14 protein-coding genes are annotated in these 18,174 nt (G+C 68.8%); 9 read left to right on the plus strand and 5 right to left on the minus strand.

Annotated features, from left to right (window positions below; all coding sequences use genetic code 11):
* Positions 1 to 46: 46 nt before the first annotated feature.
* Positions 47 to 3,730: a TM0106 family RecB-like putative nuclease gene (locus PQI23_RS04330; protein ID WP_339971897.1), complete on the plus strand. Its 3,684-nt coding sequence runs from the start codon at positions 47 to 49 to the stop codon at positions 3,728 to 3,730.
* Complete coding sequence (locus PQI23_RS04335; RefSeq protein WP_339971899.1) at positions 3,724 to 4,992, plus strand: pyridoxal phosphate-dependent aminotransferase; 1,269 nt, start codon at positions 3,724 to 3,726, stop codon at positions 4,990 to 4,992. The genes PQI23_RS04330 and PQI23_RS04335 overlap by 7 nt, the downstream gene beginning before the upstream one ends.
* 124 nt (positions 4,993 to 5,116) lie before the next feature.
* Here the strand turns inward: PQI23_RS04335 and PQI23_RS04340 are convergent, their stop codons facing one another.
* Together PQI23_RS04340 and ald are read right to left on the minus strand one after the other, a co-directional pair.
* On the minus strand, positions 5,117 to 5,575 hold the full coding sequence (locus tag PQI23_RS04340) for a hypothetical protein (protein ID WP_339971901.1): 459 nt from the start codon (positions 5,573 to 5,575) through the stop codon (positions 5,117 to 5,119).
* A 61-nt stretch (positions 5,576 to 5,636) separates the two neighbouring features.
* Entirely contained in the window at positions 5,637 to 6,761 is a 1,125-nt protein-coding gene (gene ald / locus PQI23_RS04345; RefSeq protein WP_339971903.1) for an alanine dehydrogenase, read from the minus strand.
* A gap of 187 nt (positions 6,762 to 6,948) precedes the next feature.
* On the opposite strand from ald, the gene PQI23_RS04350 reads away from it, so the two are divergent.
* On the plus strand, positions 6,949 to 7,440 hold the full coding sequence (locus PQI23_RS04350; protein ID WP_339971905.1) for an Lrp/AsnC family transcriptional regulator: 492 nt from the start codon (positions 6,949 to 6,951) through the stop codon (positions 7,438 to 7,440).
* A 28-nt stretch (positions 7,441 to 7,468) separates the two neighbouring features.
* Here PQI23_RS04350 and PQI23_RS04355 read toward each other — a convergent pair whose 3' ends face one another.
* From PQI23_RS04355 to PQI23_RS04365, 3 genes are all read right to left on the minus strand, one after another.
* Positions 7,469 to 9,199 carry a cation:proton antiporter gene (locus tag PQI23_RS04355; RefSeq protein ID WP_339971907.1) on the minus strand — a complete coding sequence of 577 codons (1,731 nt, stop codon included), beginning with the start codon at positions 9,197 to 9,199 and terminating at the stop codon, positions 7,469 to 7,471.
* A gap of 77 nt (positions 9,200 to 9,276) precedes the next feature.
* Complete coding sequence (locus tag PQI23_RS04360) at positions 9,277 to 10,461, minus strand: winged helix DNA-binding domain-containing protein (RefSeq protein ID WP_339971909.1); 1,185 nt, start codon at positions 10,459 to 10,461, stop codon at positions 9,277 to 9,279.
* A gap of 19 nt (positions 10,462 to 10,480) precedes the next feature.
* A complete protein-coding gene (locus tag PQI23_RS04365) occupies positions 10,481 to 11,191 on the minus strand; it encodes an IclR family transcriptional regulator (RefSeq protein WP_339971911.1) in 711 nt (236 codons plus the stop codon).
* Positions 11,192 to 11,372: 181 nt separating this feature from the next.
* Here PQI23_RS04365 and PQI23_RS04370 point away from each other — a divergent pair, with 181 nt between their 5' ends.
* The 6 genes from PQI23_RS04370 (at position 11,373) to PQI23_RS04395 (ending at position 18,082) form a co-directional block, all read left to right on the plus strand.
* Positions 11,373 to 13,904, plus strand: coding sequence for a hypothetical protein (locus PQI23_RS04370; protein ID WP_339971913.1), 2,532 nt, complete (start codon positions 11,373 to 11,375; stop codon positions 13,902 to 13,904).
* A 9-nt stretch (positions 13,905 to 13,913) separates the two neighbouring features.
* Positions 13,914 to 14,900, plus strand: a complete 987-nt coding sequence (locus tag PQI23_RS04375; protein WP_339971915.1) for a dipeptidase — start codon at positions 13,914 to 13,916, stop codon at positions 14,898 to 14,900.
* Positions 14,901 to 14,919: 19 nt separating this feature from the next.
* On the plus strand, positions 14,920 to 15,720 hold the full coding sequence (locus PQI23_RS04380) for an amino acid ABC transporter ATP-binding protein (RefSeq protein ID WP_339971916.1): 801 nt from the start codon (positions 14,920 to 14,922) through the stop codon (positions 15,718 to 15,720).
* Between the two features lies 1 nt (position 15,721).
* The gene (locus tag PQI23_RS04385) at positions 15,722 to 16,366 is read left to right on the plus strand and encodes an amino acid ABC transporter permease (protein WP_339971918.1); all 645 of its coding nucleotides are present in this window, start codon (positions 15,722 to 15,724) and stop codon (positions 16,364 to 16,366) included.
* Positions 16,363 to 17,115, plus strand: coding sequence for an amino acid ABC transporter permease (locus PQI23_RS04390; RefSeq protein ID WP_339971920.1), 753 nt, complete (start codon positions 16,363 to 16,365; stop codon positions 17,113 to 17,115). Before PQI23_RS04385 ends, PQI23_RS04390 begins: the two co-directional genes overlap by 4 nt.
* Positions 17,116 to 17,221: 106 nt before the next feature.
* Entirely contained in the window at positions 17,222 to 18,082 is an 861-nt protein-coding gene (locus tag PQI23_RS04395; protein WP_339971922.1) for an ABC transporter substrate-binding protein, read from the plus strand.
* Positions 18,083 to 18,174 lie beyond the last annotated feature (92 nt).

Below are 18,174 nucleotides of genomic sequence, written 5' to 3' on the forward strand. Positions count from 1 at the left end.
GTCCACTAGGCCGGCGGCAGCCGCGGTATCGACGAAGGGAGCGCGCATGTTCGTGCAGGATCGGCCAGACGGGTCCGGACGGCGCGTCGTCACCAGCGCAAGCGATCTCACCGCGGCGAGTCAGTGCGAGTTCGCGTTCCTGCGACGGCTCGACGCGAAGCTCGGGCGCGACGTCGTCGTGCCGCCGGACGACGATCCGATGCTGCGTCGCGCTGCCCGGCTCGGCGATGCGCACGAGGATCGCGTACTCGCTGCGTACATCGATCGGCTCGGCGCCGGTGCCGTCGGTTCGGCGGGGGGCGTGGTCTCCATGCCGCGGCCGGAGTCGATGTCGGCCGAAGGCCTCGGTGCTGCGGCGTACGAGACGGTGACGGCACTCGTGGGCGGAGCCGAGGTCGTCTTCCAGGCGACCTTCTTCGATCCGCAGCAGCAGCTTGCAGAGGGCGACGGCCCCGAGATCGGCTTCGTCGGGTTCGCCGACTTCCTGCTCCGCCTCGCCGACGGTCGGTACGAGGTGCAGGACACGAAGCTCGCGCGACGCGCAAAGGTGACGGCGCTGATGCAGCTCGCGGCCTACGCCGAGCAGCTCGAACGCGTCGACGTGCCCGTGTCGGAGACGGCGGTGCTGATTCTGGGCGACGGGGCGGAGTCGCGGCATCGCATCTCGGACATCGCACCGGTGTTTCGCGCACGCCGTTCGCGCATGCACGCGCTGATCGCTGAGCGCTTCCGAGCGGTGGGCCCCGACGGAGTCCGTGAACACGCGGCGCCGGTCGCGTGGCGAGCGCCGGGAATCGTCGCGTGCGGGCGATGCGAAGTATGCACGCCGGAGGTCGAGCGTACGCGAGACCCGCTGCTCATCGCAGGCATCCGCGCGACGCAGCGCGAGGCGCTCATCGCAGCCGGGTTCGACACGCTCGACCGCGTCGCCGGGTGCTTCGACGCGGTTCGCTCCGGTGCCGTGCAGATGCCCGGGCTGCCGGCCGCGGTGCTCCTGCGCCTCGTCGAGCAGGCGCACCTCCAGCAGCGGCAGTCCGAGGCGCACGCAGCATCCCCTCCGCCGTTCACCGTCACCCGGCCCGAAGCGCTCGCAGCGATTCCCGCGCCGAACCCGGGAGACCTCTTCTTCGATTTCGAGGGCGACCCGCTGTTCCGGGCGCCGGGGCCCGACCACACGGCGCAGTGGGGCATCGACTACCTCTTCGGCATGGTGGATGCCGAAGAGCGATTCACCGCGATCTGGGCGCACGACCTCGCGGAGGAGCGGCGGGCGCTCGAGCAGTTCCTCGCGCTCGTCGCCGAGCGGCGCCGGCGCTATCCCGGCATGAAGATCTTCCACTACGCCGCCTACGAACGCACGCACCTCGCCTCCATCGCCGCTCGTCACGGCGTCGGCGAAGCGGAGGTCGACGCCCTGCTCCGCGAGCACGTGCTCGTCGACCTGTACCCGATCGTGCGCGCCGCGATCCGCGTCGGCGCCCGCTCCTACTCGATCAAGAAGCTCGAGCCCCTGTACATGGGCGATGAGCTGCGCGACGCCGACGGCGTCACGAGCGGCGCGCAGTCGGTGACCGAGTACGCCGAGGCGAGTGCTCAGCTCGACTCCGATGACGCGGCAGTGCGCGCCGAAGGGCAGCGGCGGATGGATGCGATCGGCGACTACAACCGATACGACTGCGTGTCCACAGCGCGATTGCGCGATTGGCTGCTCCGGATCGCCGAGCAGCACGGCGTCGTACCGTACGCGCCCGAGCCCCCGTCGCCGGAGAGCGGGCCCCACCTCGAGCTGAGCCGCACGGGCGCCCGGCTCGCCGAGCACGCCGTCGCGTTCGCGGAGCAGGGCCGGCCGGGCGAACGCGCTGCTGCCGCGATCGCTGCGAGCGCTATCGACTATCACGAACGGGAGCAGAAGTCGTTCTGGTGGGCGCACTTCGCGAGACTGGTCGACCCCGTCGAGGACTGGGCCGATACACGGGACGTGCTCATCGTCGATCCTGACGCGAGTCGTGTCGAGTCGACCTGGCACGTGCCGCCGCGTGCGCGTGCCGAACGGCGGCTGGTTCGGCTCGGAGGCGAGGCCGCTCCCGGGTCGCGCTTCCGAGAGGACGGCGACGTGTTCGCGCTGTACGCGCACCCGTCCCCGTTCCCTCAGTACGGCTCAGCTCCCGGATCCCGCGGGGCACGGCAGGTCAAGATCGTGGAGGCCCGCGACGACGGCGCGACGATTCAGGAGACGCTGCCGGCGAAGGTCGATCAGTACAACGACCTCCCGATCGCCCTGACGCCCGGACCCCCACCGCGAGCCGGGGCGCAGAAGGGTGCGATCGAGGAGTGGGGAGCCGCGCTCGCCCGAGCTCTGGATCACGGCGCGTTTCCCGCCGATCCCGCGGTCGATCTGCTCCGCCGCGAGAAGCCCCGCCTCGTCGGCGGTCGTGCGCTGAGCGCTCCCGGTTCGGAGGAGGCGCTCGCCGCAGCCAGCCATGATCCCGATGCTCGTCGCATCGGCGCGGTCATCGCCTCCCTGCGGCAGCTCGAACGCTCCGCGCTCGCGGTGCAGGGGCCGCCCGGTACCGGCAAGACCTACCTCGCAGCCCGAGTCATCAGGCGTCTCGTCGAAGAGGACGGCTGGACGATCGGGGTCGTCGCTCAGTCTCATCGGGTCGTCGAGAACGTGCTCACCGGCGTCGTGCAAGCCGGATTGGCACCCTCGCAGGTCGGAAAGGCGGCGCAGCGCGGAGCCGACCCGGCCGAAACGGCGACAGCGCCCTACACGGTGCTGCGCAGCGGAGGCCAGGCGTCGTTTCTCGCGGGCCACCGGCGCGCTGCACGCGGCTCCGTGATCGGAGGCACCGCCTGGGATTTCAGCAACGAGGAACGCGTGGCTCGGCACGAGCTCGACCTGCTCGTCGTCGACGAGGCCGGTCAATTCTCACTGGCTCCGACAATCGCCGCCTCGGTCGCCGCGCGACGGCTGCTCCTGCTCGGAGATCCGCAGCAGCTGCCGCAGGTCTCGCAGGGCTCCCACCCCGAGCCCGTCGACACCTCTGCGCTGGGGTGGCTGCTCGGTGAGCACGAGACGATTCCCGACGGTCTCGGGTACTTCCTCGCTGAGACACGGCGCATGCGGCCGGAACTCGCAGACGTGGTTTCCGAACTGGCCTACGAGGGGCGCCTGCACGCGCACCCGAGCGCTTCGGAGCGCGAGGTGGACGGTGGCGGTGCGCCCGGCCTGCACTGGCACGGGCTGACGCACCACGGGAACTCGACCCATTCCGAAGAGGAGGCCTTGCATGTCGTGAAGGTGGCCCGCCGGTTGCTCGGCGCAACGCTGCGGACGGCGAGCAGCGGCGAACGCCCGCTGGCTCCCGCAGACCTGATCGTCGTCGCGCCGTACAACGCCCAGGTCGAATGCGTCTCGCGCGAGCTCGAGCGCGCGGGCCTCGGCGACGTGCGGGTCGGCACCGTCGACAGATTTCAAGGTCAGGAGGCGGTCGTCGCGATCGTGACGCTCGCCGCCTCGAGCGCCGCGGATGTGCCGCGCGGGCTCGAGTTCCTGCTCATGCGGAATCGACTGAATGTCGCCATCAGCCGCGCCCAGTGGGCAGCCCATCTCATCTCGTCCGACCGCCTCGGCGAGGGGCTGCCGACGAGCGCGGAAGGGGTCGCCGCGCTCTCCGGGTATCTGCGCCTTGTGGAACGGGCCCACGCCGCTAACGTGGAGTCATGGTGAATCCAGGAGGGCCCATCAAGACGCCGCCGTCGAACCCGCTGCCACCGCGAGCCGCGAAGGAGACCCCCGGGGAGACGTCCGTGCGGTCGGTGGCCGTGCCGCCGCGCGTTTCGCGCAGATCCGGCATTCCCGCCTTCGAGGTCATGCGGATCACCGATGAGATCGCCCGCCGCAGGGCCGGCGGTCACGACGTCGTCTCGCTCTGCGCCGGCGAGCCGAGCGCCCGCGCCGTTCCCGGTACGCTGCAGCCGGCCGGGTACACGGGGCCCCTCGGCACATTCCCGCTGCGCGAGGCCGTCGCCGGGCACTACCGGCAGTGGTACGGGGTCGAGGTCGATCCGGCGACCGTCGCCATCACCACCGGGTCGTCCGGAGCATTCCAGCTCGCGTTCCTCGCGGCATTCGACCCGGGAGACCGAGTCGCCCTCGCGAGCCCCGGGTACCCCGCGTACCGCAACATCCTCACCGCGCTCGGCGTCGACGTCATCGAGATTCCGACGGGACCCGACACCCGGTATCAACCGACGCCGGCGCTGCTCGATGCAGCGGTCTCCGAACACGGCGATCTCGCCGGTCTCGTGCTCGCGTCTCCGGCGAATCCCACGGGCACGATGCTGGATCGAGCCGCGCTGACGGCTCTCGTGGCCTGGTGCTCGCTGCGAGGAGTGCGCCTCGTGAGCGACGAGATCTACCACGGCATCACCTTCGGCGACGACGGCGCGGATCGCCGTGGTGCGACCGCCCGAGAACTCGACCCCGAGGCGATCGTCATCAACTCCTTCTCGAAGTACTGGGGGATGACGGGGTGGCGACTCGGATGGGCGCTCCTGCCCGACTCCCTCGTCGCACCGTTCGAGGCCCTCGCCTCGAACTTCGCACTCTCGCCGCCGGCTCCCGCCCAGGAGCTCGCGCTCTCCGCCTTCACCGACGAGTCGTACGCCGAGCGCGATGCGATCGTCGCCGGGTTCGGGCGTGCGCGGCGGCTCATCCTCGACGCGGAGCCGGCGCTCGACTGGGGCGTCGCCGCTCCTTCGGACGGCGCGTTCTACTACTACTCGGAGCTCGGGCCGCAGCTCGACCGTTTCGCGGACTCGGTCGACTACGCAGGGCGTCTGCTCGCGGAAGCCGACGTCGCGGTCGTGCCGGGGGTCGACTTCGATCCGGTCTCCGGTTCGCGAGCCGTGCGCCTCTCGTACGCCGCGGGTGAACCCGCGGTCGCCGAGGCGCTCGACCGCATCATCCGGTTCCAGGGGTCTCGCTAGCACCGGTGCGGATGCCGGCCGCGCCCGGCCCCGACCCCAGCCGCGCGCCGAGATCTGCGAGAGGGGTCACTTTCTGTGCGTGTTGCTCCACCGACATCCACGGAAAGTGACCCCGCTCCCGCGGTCACCCGTCGATGCGAATCGGGGTACCGGCGGCAACGCCGATGCGGCGCTGCAGGGCCTCGTCGACGGCGGGTGCATCGAGATCCGCGATCCCGAGCGATTGCACGACACTCCGCGAGTCGCCGCCCAGCGAGAACACGACCGATCGCACCGATTCGGCGAGCGGGCCCTCGAGCGTCGCGATGGCGCGGGCGAGCGCAGAGCGCGCGGCCTTGGAGAGTGCCGCAGTGTCAGGAGTCCCGTCGCGCAGCGATACCTCCGCGCGCGCGTACGTGACGCCGTCGCCGGTCACGACCTCGCCCACGACGAGTGCTCCGTCGCGGCGCGCAATCGCCTCGAGCTCGGTGCTGTTCGAGCCCGGCGCCACGGTCGTGAAGGGGAGGGGAATGCCCGAAGGGGCGCCCCCGTCATCGTGGTGATGATCGGGCGACGCCCCTCCGAATGAGAACTTCAAATCCATGAGTTCCAGGGTACGCGCTCCGCGGAGCCGCTCAGCACGGCGGAGCGCGCAGCCGCGCGGGTTACGCGTTGGCGGCGAGCACCTCGTCGATGCTCGAGTAGGCGAGCTCGGGGAACGCGTCGGCGACGCCCTTGAACGTCAGCACGCCGTCGTGTGCGTTGAGGCCCTTCGCGAGCGACTCGTCGGCCTGCAGCGCCGCGACCCAGCCCTTGTCGGCGAGCGCGACGACGTAGGGAAGCGTGGCGTTGGTGAGCGCCGCGGTCGACGTCTCGGGAACGGCACCGGGCATGTTCGCGACGCAGTAGTAGATCGAGTTGTGCACCTGGAAGGTGGGATCGTCGTGCGTCGTGGGGCGCGAGTTCTCGAAGCAGCCGCCCTGATCGATCGCGATGTCGACGAGCACAGAACCCGGCTTCATCTGCGCGACCATCTCATCGGTGACGAGCTTCGGGGCCTTCTCGCCCGGGATGAGCACGGACCCGATGACCAGATCGGCGTCCTTGAGCGACTCGGTGATGTTGTGCGCGTTCGAGGTGCGGGTCTGGATGCGTCCGCCGAATTCGTCCTCGAGCTGCTTGAGGCGGGGGATCGAGATGTCGATCACGGTCACCTCTGCACCCATGCCGAACGCGATGCGGGCGGCCTGCTCACCGGCGGCACCGCCGCCGATCACGACGACCTTGCCGCGGCGCGTCGCTGTCACGCCGCCGAGCAGCACGCCGCGCCCGCCGTTGGCCTTCATGAGCGAGTACGCGCCGACCTGCGCCGAGAGTCGACCGGCGACCTCCGACATGGGGGCGAGGAGCGGCAGGGCGCGGCCTGCCTGCACCGTCTCGTACGCGATCGCGGTGGTGCCCGACTCGAGCACCTTCTCGGTGAGCGTCTTGTCGGCTGCGAGGTGCAGGTAGGTGAAGAGCACCTGGCCCTTGCGCAGCTTGTCGTACTCGGCCGCGATGGGCTCCTTGACCTTGAGGATCATGTCGGCCTGCGCCCAGACGTCCTCGGCGCCCTCGACGATCTGAGCGCCTGCGGCGGCGTACTCGTCGTCGGTGATCGCCGAGCCGATGCCGGCACCCGCCTGCACGAGCACCTCGTGCCCGCGACGAGTGAGCTCGACGACGCCGGCCTGCGTGATCGCGACGCGGTTCTCGTTGTTCTTGATTTCGGTGGGAATACCGACGCGCATGAGAAGCTCCAATGGATTCTGCGGTGTACTGATGCGATGCCGACTCGCGGACCCGCCGCGTGCGGCGCGATCCGTTGCGGTCGAACCTCTACAGTGTGCAGTATATTCGTCAGAGTTGCAGTTGCTCTGAATTCTCTTCGGTGCGCGCGGCGGAAGTGGTCGAGATATGAGCGAAAGGCGAGATAAAGTGGTCGAGACTTCGAAGATTCTGCGTGATGGCGCAGATCTTGACGACGTGGATCGCAAGATCGTCGACGAATTGCAGGCGAACGGGCGCATCACCAATGCGGAGCTCGCCGAACGGGTCGGAGTGGCGGCTTCGACCTGCATCGCGCGCGTGCGCAGCCTCGTCGCGCGGAAGATCATCACCGGGTTCACGGCGTCCGTCGACCCCCGCGCGATCGGGCTCGACCTCGAGGTGCTCGTCAGTGTCACCGTGCGGTCGGGTGCCCGTCAGCGCATCACGGAGCTCGCCGAGGAGCTGCGCGGCCTTCCCGAAGTGATGCAGCTGTTCTTCCTCGGAGGCGTCGAGGACTTCATCATCCACCTCGCCGTGCGAGACTCCGACCACGTGCGCGATTTCGTCGTCGAGCACCTCTCGGCGCATCCCGCCATCTCCTCGACGCGCACGAGCATCGTGTTCAGCCATCATCAGAACCCGGTGCGCATGCAGGGGTGACCTCCGCCCGGTCTCGGCGGCCCGGGGATCAGTGCGTGAGGGGCGGCGAGATCCTCGTCTCCTGCGCATCGAGCGCGAGTTCGGCGGCTCGCAGCGCCTGCGAGCTGTAGCGGCCGATCGCTCGCTCCTCGAGCAGGGCATCCCGTTGAGCGTCGAGCACGGTGCGAGCGAGACGGCGGTAGCACGCCGCCTGCGTCTCCTGCACCTGCGCCTGCGTCGAACCCGTGGAGACCGACGGGAACACGAGCGGAGCGAGCGTGCTCTTCGCGGTCGCGCGCACCCGCTTCACCACGTCGTCGTCGGGAACGATCCGGCCGTCCTGCGCCTCCGCATCCATCTCGATCTCGTCTTCGAGCGCGGTATCGGCCGCTTCGAGCAGATCACGGCCGAGCGACTGGAGTTCGGCGGTACGCGATCCGTTCGCGCCCTCGGGCCACAGCTTCGAGATGAGCAGTGGCAGCGTGAGGCCGTGCAGGAGGAGCGTGACGACGGCGACAGCGAACGCGATCAGAATGAGCTGCGGGCGATAGGGAACATCGGTCGAGATCGACTGCGCCGCTGCGAGCGTGACGACGCCGCGCATGCCGCTCCACGACAGCAGCACGCCGTCGCGCCATCCGAGCTGCTGCTCCTGCTCGTGGGCGAGGTCGGCACGGGATCGCTGTTCGAGCAGTTCGAGCTTGCGGAGGCGCCGCTCGGTGGTCTCGGCGCGCCGGGCCCGCGTCAGGATGCGCGTGAACCCGTCGCTGCGCTGCTGATACCGCCCCTTGTCTCCGCGCATCGTCCAGATGAGGGGCACCATGAACAGGCCGCGGAGCAGGATGAGGATCGCGACGAGGCCGAGTGCGACGAGCGCGATGTGCTCGAGCTGCAGCTGAGTGTCATCGACCTCGTCGAGGAGGGTGTGCAGCTGCAGCCCCATGATGAGGAAGACGCCGTTCTCCAATCCGAACTGCACGGTGCGCCAGTTGAGCCGCTCGTTCATGCGGGCGGTGGCCGAGAATCGCTTCGCAGCGTGGTGCCCCGTGTAGAGACCCGTGACCACGACGGCGAGCACGCCCGATGCTCCGAGTTCTTCGGCGGGCATGAAGGCGACGAACGGCACCACGAACGAGATGATGGTGTCGTAGACCGGGTTGCGCAGCTTCGCCCGGATCCAGACCGTGATGACGCCCATCACGAGCCCGATCGCGATCGCGGCGATGACGGAGAAGCCGAACGAGCCGGCGGCGTCCCAGAAGACGAAACTGCCCGCTATCGCCGCGAGCGCGGTCTTCAGCAGCACGAGGGAGGTCGCGTCGTTCACGAGGCTCTCGCCCTCGAGGATCGATACCAGTCGCTCGGGCATGCCGAGTCGCTTGCCGATGGACGTCGCGGCGACCGCATCGGTCGGGCTGATGACGGCGCCCAGCGCAACTGCAGCAGGCAGCGGAATGGCGGGCACGAACCAGTGGAGCACGAACCCGATGACCACGGCGGAGATGATGACGAGCAGTACGGAGAGCCCGACGACGGGACGCAGATTCCTGCGGAAGTCCACGAGCGGAACGTTGACCGCGGCCGAGTAGAGGAGCGGTGGCAGCACTCCGATGAGGATGATCTCCGGGTCGATCTCGACCGGAGGGATGAACGGAAGATACCCGGCGCCGATGCCGACGATGACGAGCAGGAGTGGGGCGGCGACGCCGATCTTGCTTCCGAGAATCGAGGTCCCGACGAGCACGACCACGGCGACGACTGCGATCAGGCCGATTTCCATGGGGAGATTCTAGCGACGAGCGCCCCGACCCCCGTCGGCGGCCGTCAGCCAAGCGGGAGCGCACCGGACGACGGCGCTCACTCGATGAGTGCGACGTCTCCGGCGGCGACGCCGTGGAACGCGGCCCATGTGCGGTTGGCCTCGGCAAGCGCGTCGGTGTCGATCTGCGCCTCCGGGAACGGGTCGATGCCGAGGCCCCCGGCCTTCGTTCGTTGCCGCTTCCACGTGCCCACGACCCTGCCCCGGTGGACGACGGTCGGGAGGAACATGCCGTTTCGGCCCGGGACGATGCGCGAGAAGTGCGCGGAATCGAGCTGCGGTGCGCGGTCGCTGTATCCGAGCAGATGCTCATCGAACGCCGCGAGGAGGAGCCACTCCGGCAGCGGCGCGTCTCGCGAGGGAGTGCCGAGCAGTGCGGGATCGACCCACAGCTTCCCAGCGGCTCCGGGTACGTCCTCGCCGTTCGCATCGCGAGAACGCACCTGCACGAGCGACCCGGAGTCGACGGCTGCGGAGATGCCGACGCGCGCTTCTGCGACGGTGAGTCCCGTCCACCAGGCGAGGTCCTTCTCGCGAATCGGCCCGCGGGCCGCCGCGTAGCGCGTCGCGAGTTCGCGGAGCGCGGCGTCGCCCGTAACGTCGCGGTGCGCGGGGATCCAGTGCTCCGCGGCGACCAGAAGCGGTTCCCCGGCGGGGCCGATCGGGCCGAACGCCGCGAGACCGTTCTGACAGATCCACCAGATCAGGTGATAGCGCCAGTTGCTCTGCCACTCCAGGCCGGCATCAGTCCAAGCCCGCCCGAGCTCCTCGCGATCCAGCCCGGAGGAACCAGCGGCACCGAGGGCCAGCATCGAGGTGTCGACGAGCCGGTCGAGAAGCGCATCGGTGATGCCCAGGAATGCTCGTCGCTTCGGCGCTCCCGCCAGCACGCGGTGATTGGTCGCGAGCTGCATCCACCGGATGTCCTCCGACGCGACGATGTGCACCGTGCCGCGCATCGGCCAGGAGCGCACGATGCGTCGCTCCGTGAAAGACGCCTCCACGTCCTCGACCGTCGTGCCGGGAGCGCGTATCCCGAGCGCCCATCGGGCGGAGCGCCAATCCTGACCTTGCAGGGCGAGCATCCGCCGCACCACGGCGCCGGTGCGCTCGCCGCCGATGCCTCGGTGTTCCTGCTCGGCGCCGGTCCATCCGTTCTCCGCGAGGCCGAGCGCGTGCACGCGCATGCGCAGCACGTCGTCGGGGGAGAGGGTGTCGCTCATGGGCCCAGTGTAGGCGCCCTCACGCGACGAGCCCGGCGGAGAGTTCGGCTTCGAGTGCGCGCCGCGCCTCGAGCATCACGTCGATCGAGTCGTCCATCGCCATGCGCCCCTCGGGGGCGATGACGCTGAGCGCCCCCAGGCACTCGTCGCCCTGCATGAGCGGCACGGCGATGACCTCGATCGCGTCCCCCATCCACACCGCACGGTGCACGGAGTACCCCTGCTCTCTGATGACGGCGAGGTCGTCGAGGTACGGCTCCTGCTCGGCCGCCGTCGAGTGCGGGTCGAAGGCGAGGAGCACCTGACCCGAGGTCGAGCTGAGCGGCAGCAGTCGTTCGGCCTCTCTGCGCACGGAGAGGGATCGCCTCGGCTCGAGGCGCTCGACGATCAGGGCGGATTCGCCATTGCGAACGGCGAAGGAGATCGGTTCCTCGAGCCGCTCGACCAGTGCGCGCATGCGTCGGGACACGGCCTCGGGCACGCCTGCGTGCGCCGTGGCGAAGCGGCCGAAGGCGGCGGCGCGAATGGAGAGGCGGTATTTCCGTCGCGAGTCCTGCTGCAACCAGCCCGTGTGCACAAGCGTCGTCAGATACTGATGGGTGGCAGGGCGACTCCACTCGAGCGCGTCCGCGATCTCCGAGAGCGTGACGGCAGCACGGTCGAAGTGCATGAACACCTCGAGTACGCGAATCGTCTTCTCGACGGACTGCAGGGTGGTGTGGCCTGACATAGCTCTCTCCGATCAGGGCGCTGGGACTGCTTCTCACTGTCTCCGAGATTCCCAGTCGCGCCCTCTTGACGCGCCGTGGAGGCGTGTTTATTGTTTTCAGCATACCTGAATCACGATTAAAGAATACTTAATCGGCTGATCCGAGGATGTCGACGAATCAACGATGATTGGAGCGGATACGATGCGGAACCCCTACCTCGACGAGGCGTTCTCACCCGAACGGGTGATGGACCCTCGAAGCCTCGGTGCGTTGCAGCCGACCCGGCTCAGCGCCTCCCGGAGCTTCCTCGCGAAGATGCTGCGCGAGGGGTGGAGCGTCCGCAGGGACATGCTCGAACTCGACGCACGGGGCAACGGTGCGGCTCGGTACACGATCGAGACGCCGTCGGGCAGCATCACCTACGCCGCCTGGCTCAGCGAACCGCAGGGGGTGAACCGCACCGGGCGCATCATCGGGTCCTCGTGGGACATGATCGGAACCCTCATCGACGGCATCGCGAGCGACGAACAGATCGCCGCGTCCGCCGCCGAGCTGCCCAAGCTCTACGAGGGCCGCGCGCCCGAGGGCACGCTGATCTGGATGCGCTCCAATCAGAGCCTCAGGCTCTTCAAGCACGTGCGCGATTCGCTGGCCGCCGGTCAGCAGCCCGACGCCGCCGAGGTCAAGCGGGTCGGCTATCTGATGCGCAACACGGGCCTCGACGGCAACGGCACCTTCGGCTCGGTGTCGTTCCCCGCGATTCCCGCCGGGCACCCGCTCGCACTGTCGTACCACGCGCAGATGCTCTCCGCATATCTGATGCGGGAGCTCTCCGTCGACGTCGTGGAGGAGCTCGCGCGTCTCGACGCCCCCGGCACCGCCGTGCGTCTCGCCCCCGAGGTGCGGCAGCACATCGGCGTCGGCAATGGATCCGCGCTCGGCCTGGTGATGTTCGTCTACAACCGGCCGGCCCTGATCCACACGTACGTCTCGCTCACCGTCGAGGCGGTGCGGCACGTGCTGGAGCTTCCGATCGAGGCCGGGGATCAGCGATACGAGCAGCTCGAAGCACTGCTCGACCGCACGATCCAGTACCGCGCTCTCGAAGACACGCAGTACCGGGTCTTCACCAATGGCAAACAGCTCGCCGCTGACCTCCGCCGCATCCGAGCCGCCGTCCGCGCGGCCCGGCGCGGGGAGATCACGCGCGGAGCCGACGAGACCCCGCTTGCGGCAGCGCACCGGTTCGTCAACGGTCGAGTGTCGCCGGAGGCGCTCAGCACCTTCAACACGCTGCTCATCGAACTCGACCCGGAATTCGCCGACGCGCTCGTGCAGGATCGCCTGAACTTCGATGAGACGCTGGACCTCGATCCGCAGCTGCCCGTTTCAGAGGTCCGCGAAGCGCTGCTGCAGACCTTCGAGTGGGCGTTCGCGCTCCCGCTGAACGATGCCGCGCATCGCGACCGCGTCTGGTACCAGTCGCGGGCTGCGGAGGAACCGCGGTCGGGGCCGGCGGAGGAGGTGCCGGGCGCCCACGAGGTGATTCCGAATTACCCCTCGCGCGCCCGTGAGCTCCTCGCGGCGCTCGACGCCGCGGATTCCGCGGCGCCCATCGGTTCCGTCATCGCGGAGCATCCGGCACTCGAGCACATGGCCCGATCAGCAGTCGCGCTCCGCGACATGCCGTACGCGGTGCCGCACGCCGATCCTCACGACATCGACTTCGTGCCCGTCTGGCTCGTTCGTCTCATGAACTCCTGCATTCACGGACTCGACCGCACGGAAGACTTCCTGAATCGTTCCGTGCTCGGGCTCATCTACGACGGGGCGCCGTTCCGCGACGAGCTCGCAGCCGCGAACGCCGATGGCTGGTGGTGGAACTATCGCCCGGTCGCTGCGGCGGCACCCGACGCTGCGACGCCCGGAACTGCGGCCCCGGCGCTGAACCCGAAGGTCAGCGCCATCGTCGCACCCCGCCACGACCCGAACGAGCGGATCACGATGAAGTTCCGCGAGCTCCGGCTCGCGAGCGGCCGCGCGATGCAGGCGCTGAACGTGCCCGAAGGGTCGTGGCACGGCGCCCGCGATTTCTTCGTCACCGCGCTGATCGCGAACCCGGAGGCGATCACGGGATTCGCATCGGCTCTCGCTCGCGAACTGGATGACGAGGGTCGAGCGCGAGACTGGCCGGCACCGGTGGCGGCGCGCGTCGGGGAAGCTCTCGTCATCGACTCCCACGGGGCCAGCCTGCACACCGTGGGGCACGTGCTCGTGCACTGCATCGCCGCGGCGGCCTCCGACTCGGGCCTCGAGGTGCGCCTCGACGGCCTGCAGCTCGATGGCGCCGGCCCCGGCCTCGCCCTGGCGCTGGCCCGCGTGGGCGTCGACTGGGAGACCGTGAACGAGGAGGAGGGACGGTACCGAACCGCGCGCAGCACCGATCCCGAGGCGGCTCGGGCACGCTACGACGAAGCCTTCAGAACCCTGCTCTTCGACGGCATCGACGTTCCCGCGCAGCAGTGGTGGGATGTCTACTATCCGGGGAATGCCGGCCTGTATCCCGACACCCCGCTGTCACGGCAGCACACGGGCACCGTCAAAGACGTCTACGTGCCCGGCCAGAAGCTCACCCGCCTGTTCGACCCCGCCGAGGTGGCGAGCGCGGCCGACCCGAACCGCGACACCGACCACTTCATTCCGCTCACCACCGCGCACCCCGCGTCCGTCTGAAGGAGACCGATGATCTACGTCGACAGCCTGCTCTGCTCACCGCTCGAGACCGAGCGCCCCGATAATCGCACGTACCTGGAGGAAGTGGCGGCCGGAAAGCTCGGAGCCATCACCGTGACCGTCGGCTTCTGGGAAGACGCCACCGAATCCATGGATCAACTCGTGAAGTGGCGCTACATGGCCGAGGACAATTCGGATCTCGTGGAGATCGCCTACCGCGCGAGTGATATCAGGCGCATCGCCGAATCCGGCCGCACCGCGATCATCCTCGGATTCCAGAACGTCTCGTTCCTGCAGGGCCGCCTCGGCTACGTCGAGCTCTTCGCACGCATGGGCACCCGCGTCGGGCAGCTCACGTACAACATTCAGAACGATCTGGGCGGTAGCTGCTACGAGCCGCACGACAGCGGGCTCTCCCGCTACGGCAAGTACGTCGTGCAGGAGATGAATCGCTGCGGCATGGTCATCGATCTGTCGCACGTGGGTGAGCAGACGACGCTCGACGCGATCGAGGCGTCGAGCGAACCGGTCGCCATCACGCACGCGAATCCCGCTTCGCTCGCGCCGCACCCGCGCAACAAATCGGATCGCGTGCTCGATGCGCTCCGCGAGCGCGACGGCATGATCGGAGTCTCGGTGTACCGCAACCTTGTCGGCGAGTACACGACGCCGCAGCAGTGGTCTGAGCTCGTCGCGTGGACGGTCGACCGGGTGGGCATCGAACGCGTCGGCATCGGCACCGACCTCGACCAGAACGGCGGCTTCGAGTACGTCGAGTGGATGCGTCAGGGACGGTGGGCGCGCGAGATTCAGTACGGGGCGTCCGGGCCGTCGAAACCGGGACCGACGCCGCCGCTCGAGTGGTTCCGCACCCCGGCGCAGTTCCCGAACGCGGAGGAGTGCCTGCGCGAGCGCGGCTTCGCCGAGGAGGAGGTCGCCGCGATCATGGGCGAGAACTGGCTCCGCTTCTACGACACCGTCTTCCGAGAGATCTAGGCCGAGAGGAACCGAACCCATGGCTGTCATCGATACGTCAACGACGACGTACACCGGCTCTACCCTGCGACCGTTCTTGAACGCTGAACGGATCGTGAAGCGCTTCGGCGAGCACCGCGCGATCGACGATGTCTCGTTGGCCGTCGGGCGCGGGGAGGTGATCTCCGTCATCGGCCCCTCCGGAGCCGGCAAGAGCACGTTCCTGCGCTGCCTGAACCTGCTCGAGCTGCCCGACTCAGGCGCACTCGCGATCGGGAACGAGGAGATCAAGTTCGAGGAGGGACGCGCTCCGGCGCGGGCGCAGGTCGCCCGCCTGCGGCGTCAAGCCGGAATGGTCTTCCAGTCCTTCAACCTGTTCCCGCACCTCACCGCCGCGCAGAACATCGAACTGGCGCAGAAGCGCGTGCTCGGCCGGAGCGCCGACGAAGCGAGGGAGCGTGCGCGATCCCTGCTCGACCGCGTCGGGCTGGCTGCGAAAGCGGACGCCTATCCGAGCCAGTGCTCGGGCGGGCAGCAGCAGCGCATCGCGATCGCGCGAGCGCTCGCGATGGATCCGGAACTCATGCTGTTCGATGAGCCGACGTCGGGCCTCGACCCCGAAGTCGGAGCCGAGATCCTCACGGTCATGAGGGAGCTCGCCGATTCGGGGATGACCATGCTGATCGCGACGCACGAGATGGAGTTCGCGCGGCACGTGTCGAACCGGGTCATCGTGATGGTCGACGGGGCGATCGTCGAGCAGGGGCAGCCCGAGCAGATCATGACCGAGCCGAAGAGCGAGCGCGTCGGTCGGTTCCTCTCCGCCGTGCTGGGACGCTGACATGGGCGACGCACTGCTCGCCATCGCGCTCGCCGCAGGCATGACGATTCTGCTCACCGTGGTGTCGGGGGCGATCGGCATCGTGCTCGGCGCCCCGGTCATGCTGCTCTCGCGCAGCCGCTTCGCCCCGCTCCGGGGGCTGTACTGGGGCTTCGTGCACATCGTCCGCGGCGTACCGACGCTCGTCTGGCTCTTCATCGTCTTCTTCGGGATCACGCAGCTCGGGATCACGCTCGGGGCGGTGACCTCCGCGCTCATCACCCTCAGCGTCATCGCCGTCGCGAGCATGGCCGAGATCTACCGAGGCGGCTTGAACGCCATCAAACCGGGCCAGTGGGAGGCGAGCGCGGCGCTCGGCCTCGGGCAGTTCGCGACCGCTCGGGATGTGCTCTTCCCGCAGCTCTTCCGCGCGGTCTCGCCGACGGTCGCGACCTACCTGGTCGGCCTCATCAAGGAGTCGGCCCTCGCCTCGACGATCGGTGTCGCCGAGATCACCTTCGTCGCCGGACTGCAGGTGCAGTACTTCGGCGAAGGCCTCACATTCTTCGCATTCGCGGGTCTCATGTACCTCGCGCTCAGCGTTCCGCTCGGAGCCCTGTCGCGCGGCATCCACGCCCGCCTGACTCGGAGGTACGCGGTACTATGAACGACTTCTCCTGGCTCTGGGATTGGCCGACTCACATCCCCGCACTGCTGCCCGGCCTGGCAGTGGCCGTCATGCTCACCGTGGTCTCCTGCGTGATCGGCTACCCGCTCGGCTTCTTCCTGGCGATCCTCTCCGAGTCGCGAAGCCGGTGGATCCGCTGGACGACCATCGCCGTCGTGGAGATCGGTCGCGGGCTTCCCGCCCTCGTGCTGCTGTACATCGTGTACCGCGGTCTCCCGCAGCTCGGGGTGCTGATCGATGCGATCCCCTCGGCGATCATCGCACTCACCATCACCGCTGCCGCCTACTCCGCCGAGATGATCCGCGCGAGTATCGCGGCGCTGCCGCACGGGCAGACCGACGCCGCCGATGCGTTGGGGCTCGGACGCGCGGACCGCTTCCGGTTCATCATCCTGCCGCAGGCGGCGCGCATCTCGATTCCGCCACTCGTCAACCTGACCATCACCATGTTCCACATCACCTCGCTCGCGAGTGTGATCACGGTCGCCGAGATCATGCACGCCGCGTACCTCAGCGGCGCGATCAACTGGCGCTACATGTCCGTGTACATCGCCGCGGCGTTCGTCTACGCGGTCATCGCCATCCCGGGCGCCGTGCTGGCGGGGCGCCTCGAGCAGCGACTCGGGGGAGGGAAGCCGCCCCGCCGCGCACGGCGAGCGGCTCGGCGCGGAAGCGAGCCCGGCCCGGTCGTCTCACCGGCAGTCGCGCGCGAGCACGCCCCGGCGTGATCCGCACGCGTCGCCCCGCCGATCCACCGCACGCACTGCAGACCGATCCACCACTGAAACACCGTTCTTCGTCGTACATCACCACACATCACCTCAGGAGGCACCAATGAAGCACCGACTGACCCGCACCGCAGCCGTGGGGGCTGCCGCCGCACTGCTCCTCGCCGGATGCAGCGGCTCGGGAGAAGGCTCGTCGCAGGCGGTGAGCGAGGACTGCGTCCCGGCTCACGAAGGCGTCGAGACGATCAAGCCGGGCGTACTGACCGTCGCCCACTACGACTACCCGCCGTTCGCGTACATGGAGGAGGGTGAGTTCGTCGGCATCGAGGGCGAGATCATGACCAAGATCGCGGAGATGGAGTGCCTCGACATGGAGCTCGTGCAGGGCGACGGCTCCGCGATGATCACGTCGGTGCAGACGGGCCGCGCCGACACGACGCTCGGGAGCTGGTATCGCACCGCGGAGCGCGAGGAGGTCGTGCGGCTCAGCAGCCCGGTCGTGACGTCGCCGCTGTCGGTCGTCTCGACGAGCGGCGTCAAGACCGTCGATGAGCTCACCGAGCTCGACGCCGTGGGTGCGGGTCAGGCGCTCGTCGGGGTCGAGGAGATGCAGGAGCTGCTCGGGAACAAGCTCAAGCTGTATCCGAACAACGACGCCGAGTTCGCCGACTTCCAGTCGGGTCGCATCGACGGCGCGATCCTCGGCCTCGGGGCCGCAGTGACCCTCCTCGAGCTCTACCCCGTCGAGGGGGCGACGGTCGAGCCGCTGGAAGCCGATCCCCGTCTCTCCGCGACGGTGAACGTCGGGCAGACGAACTTCCCCGTCAACCTCGATAACGAGTCGTTGGGCAAGGCCATCGACGAGAACATCGCGCAGCTGCGCGAGGACGGCACGATCGCCGAACTCGCGGAGAAGTACGGATTCCCTGCGGAGATCGCCGACCCGGGGGAGCCGAACCTGCTGTAGCGGTCTGAGTACGCAGTCGGAGCGCAGCGCACGGCGGGGCGGGGTCGCGCATCTGATCCTGCTCCGCCGCCTCGGTGCGCCGAGACCGCTCA

This window comes from Leucobacter sp. USCH14, from assembly GCF_037619215.1.
Classification (GTDB): domain Bacteria; phylum Actinomycetota; class Actinomycetes; order Actinomycetales; family Microbacteriaceae; genus Leucobacter.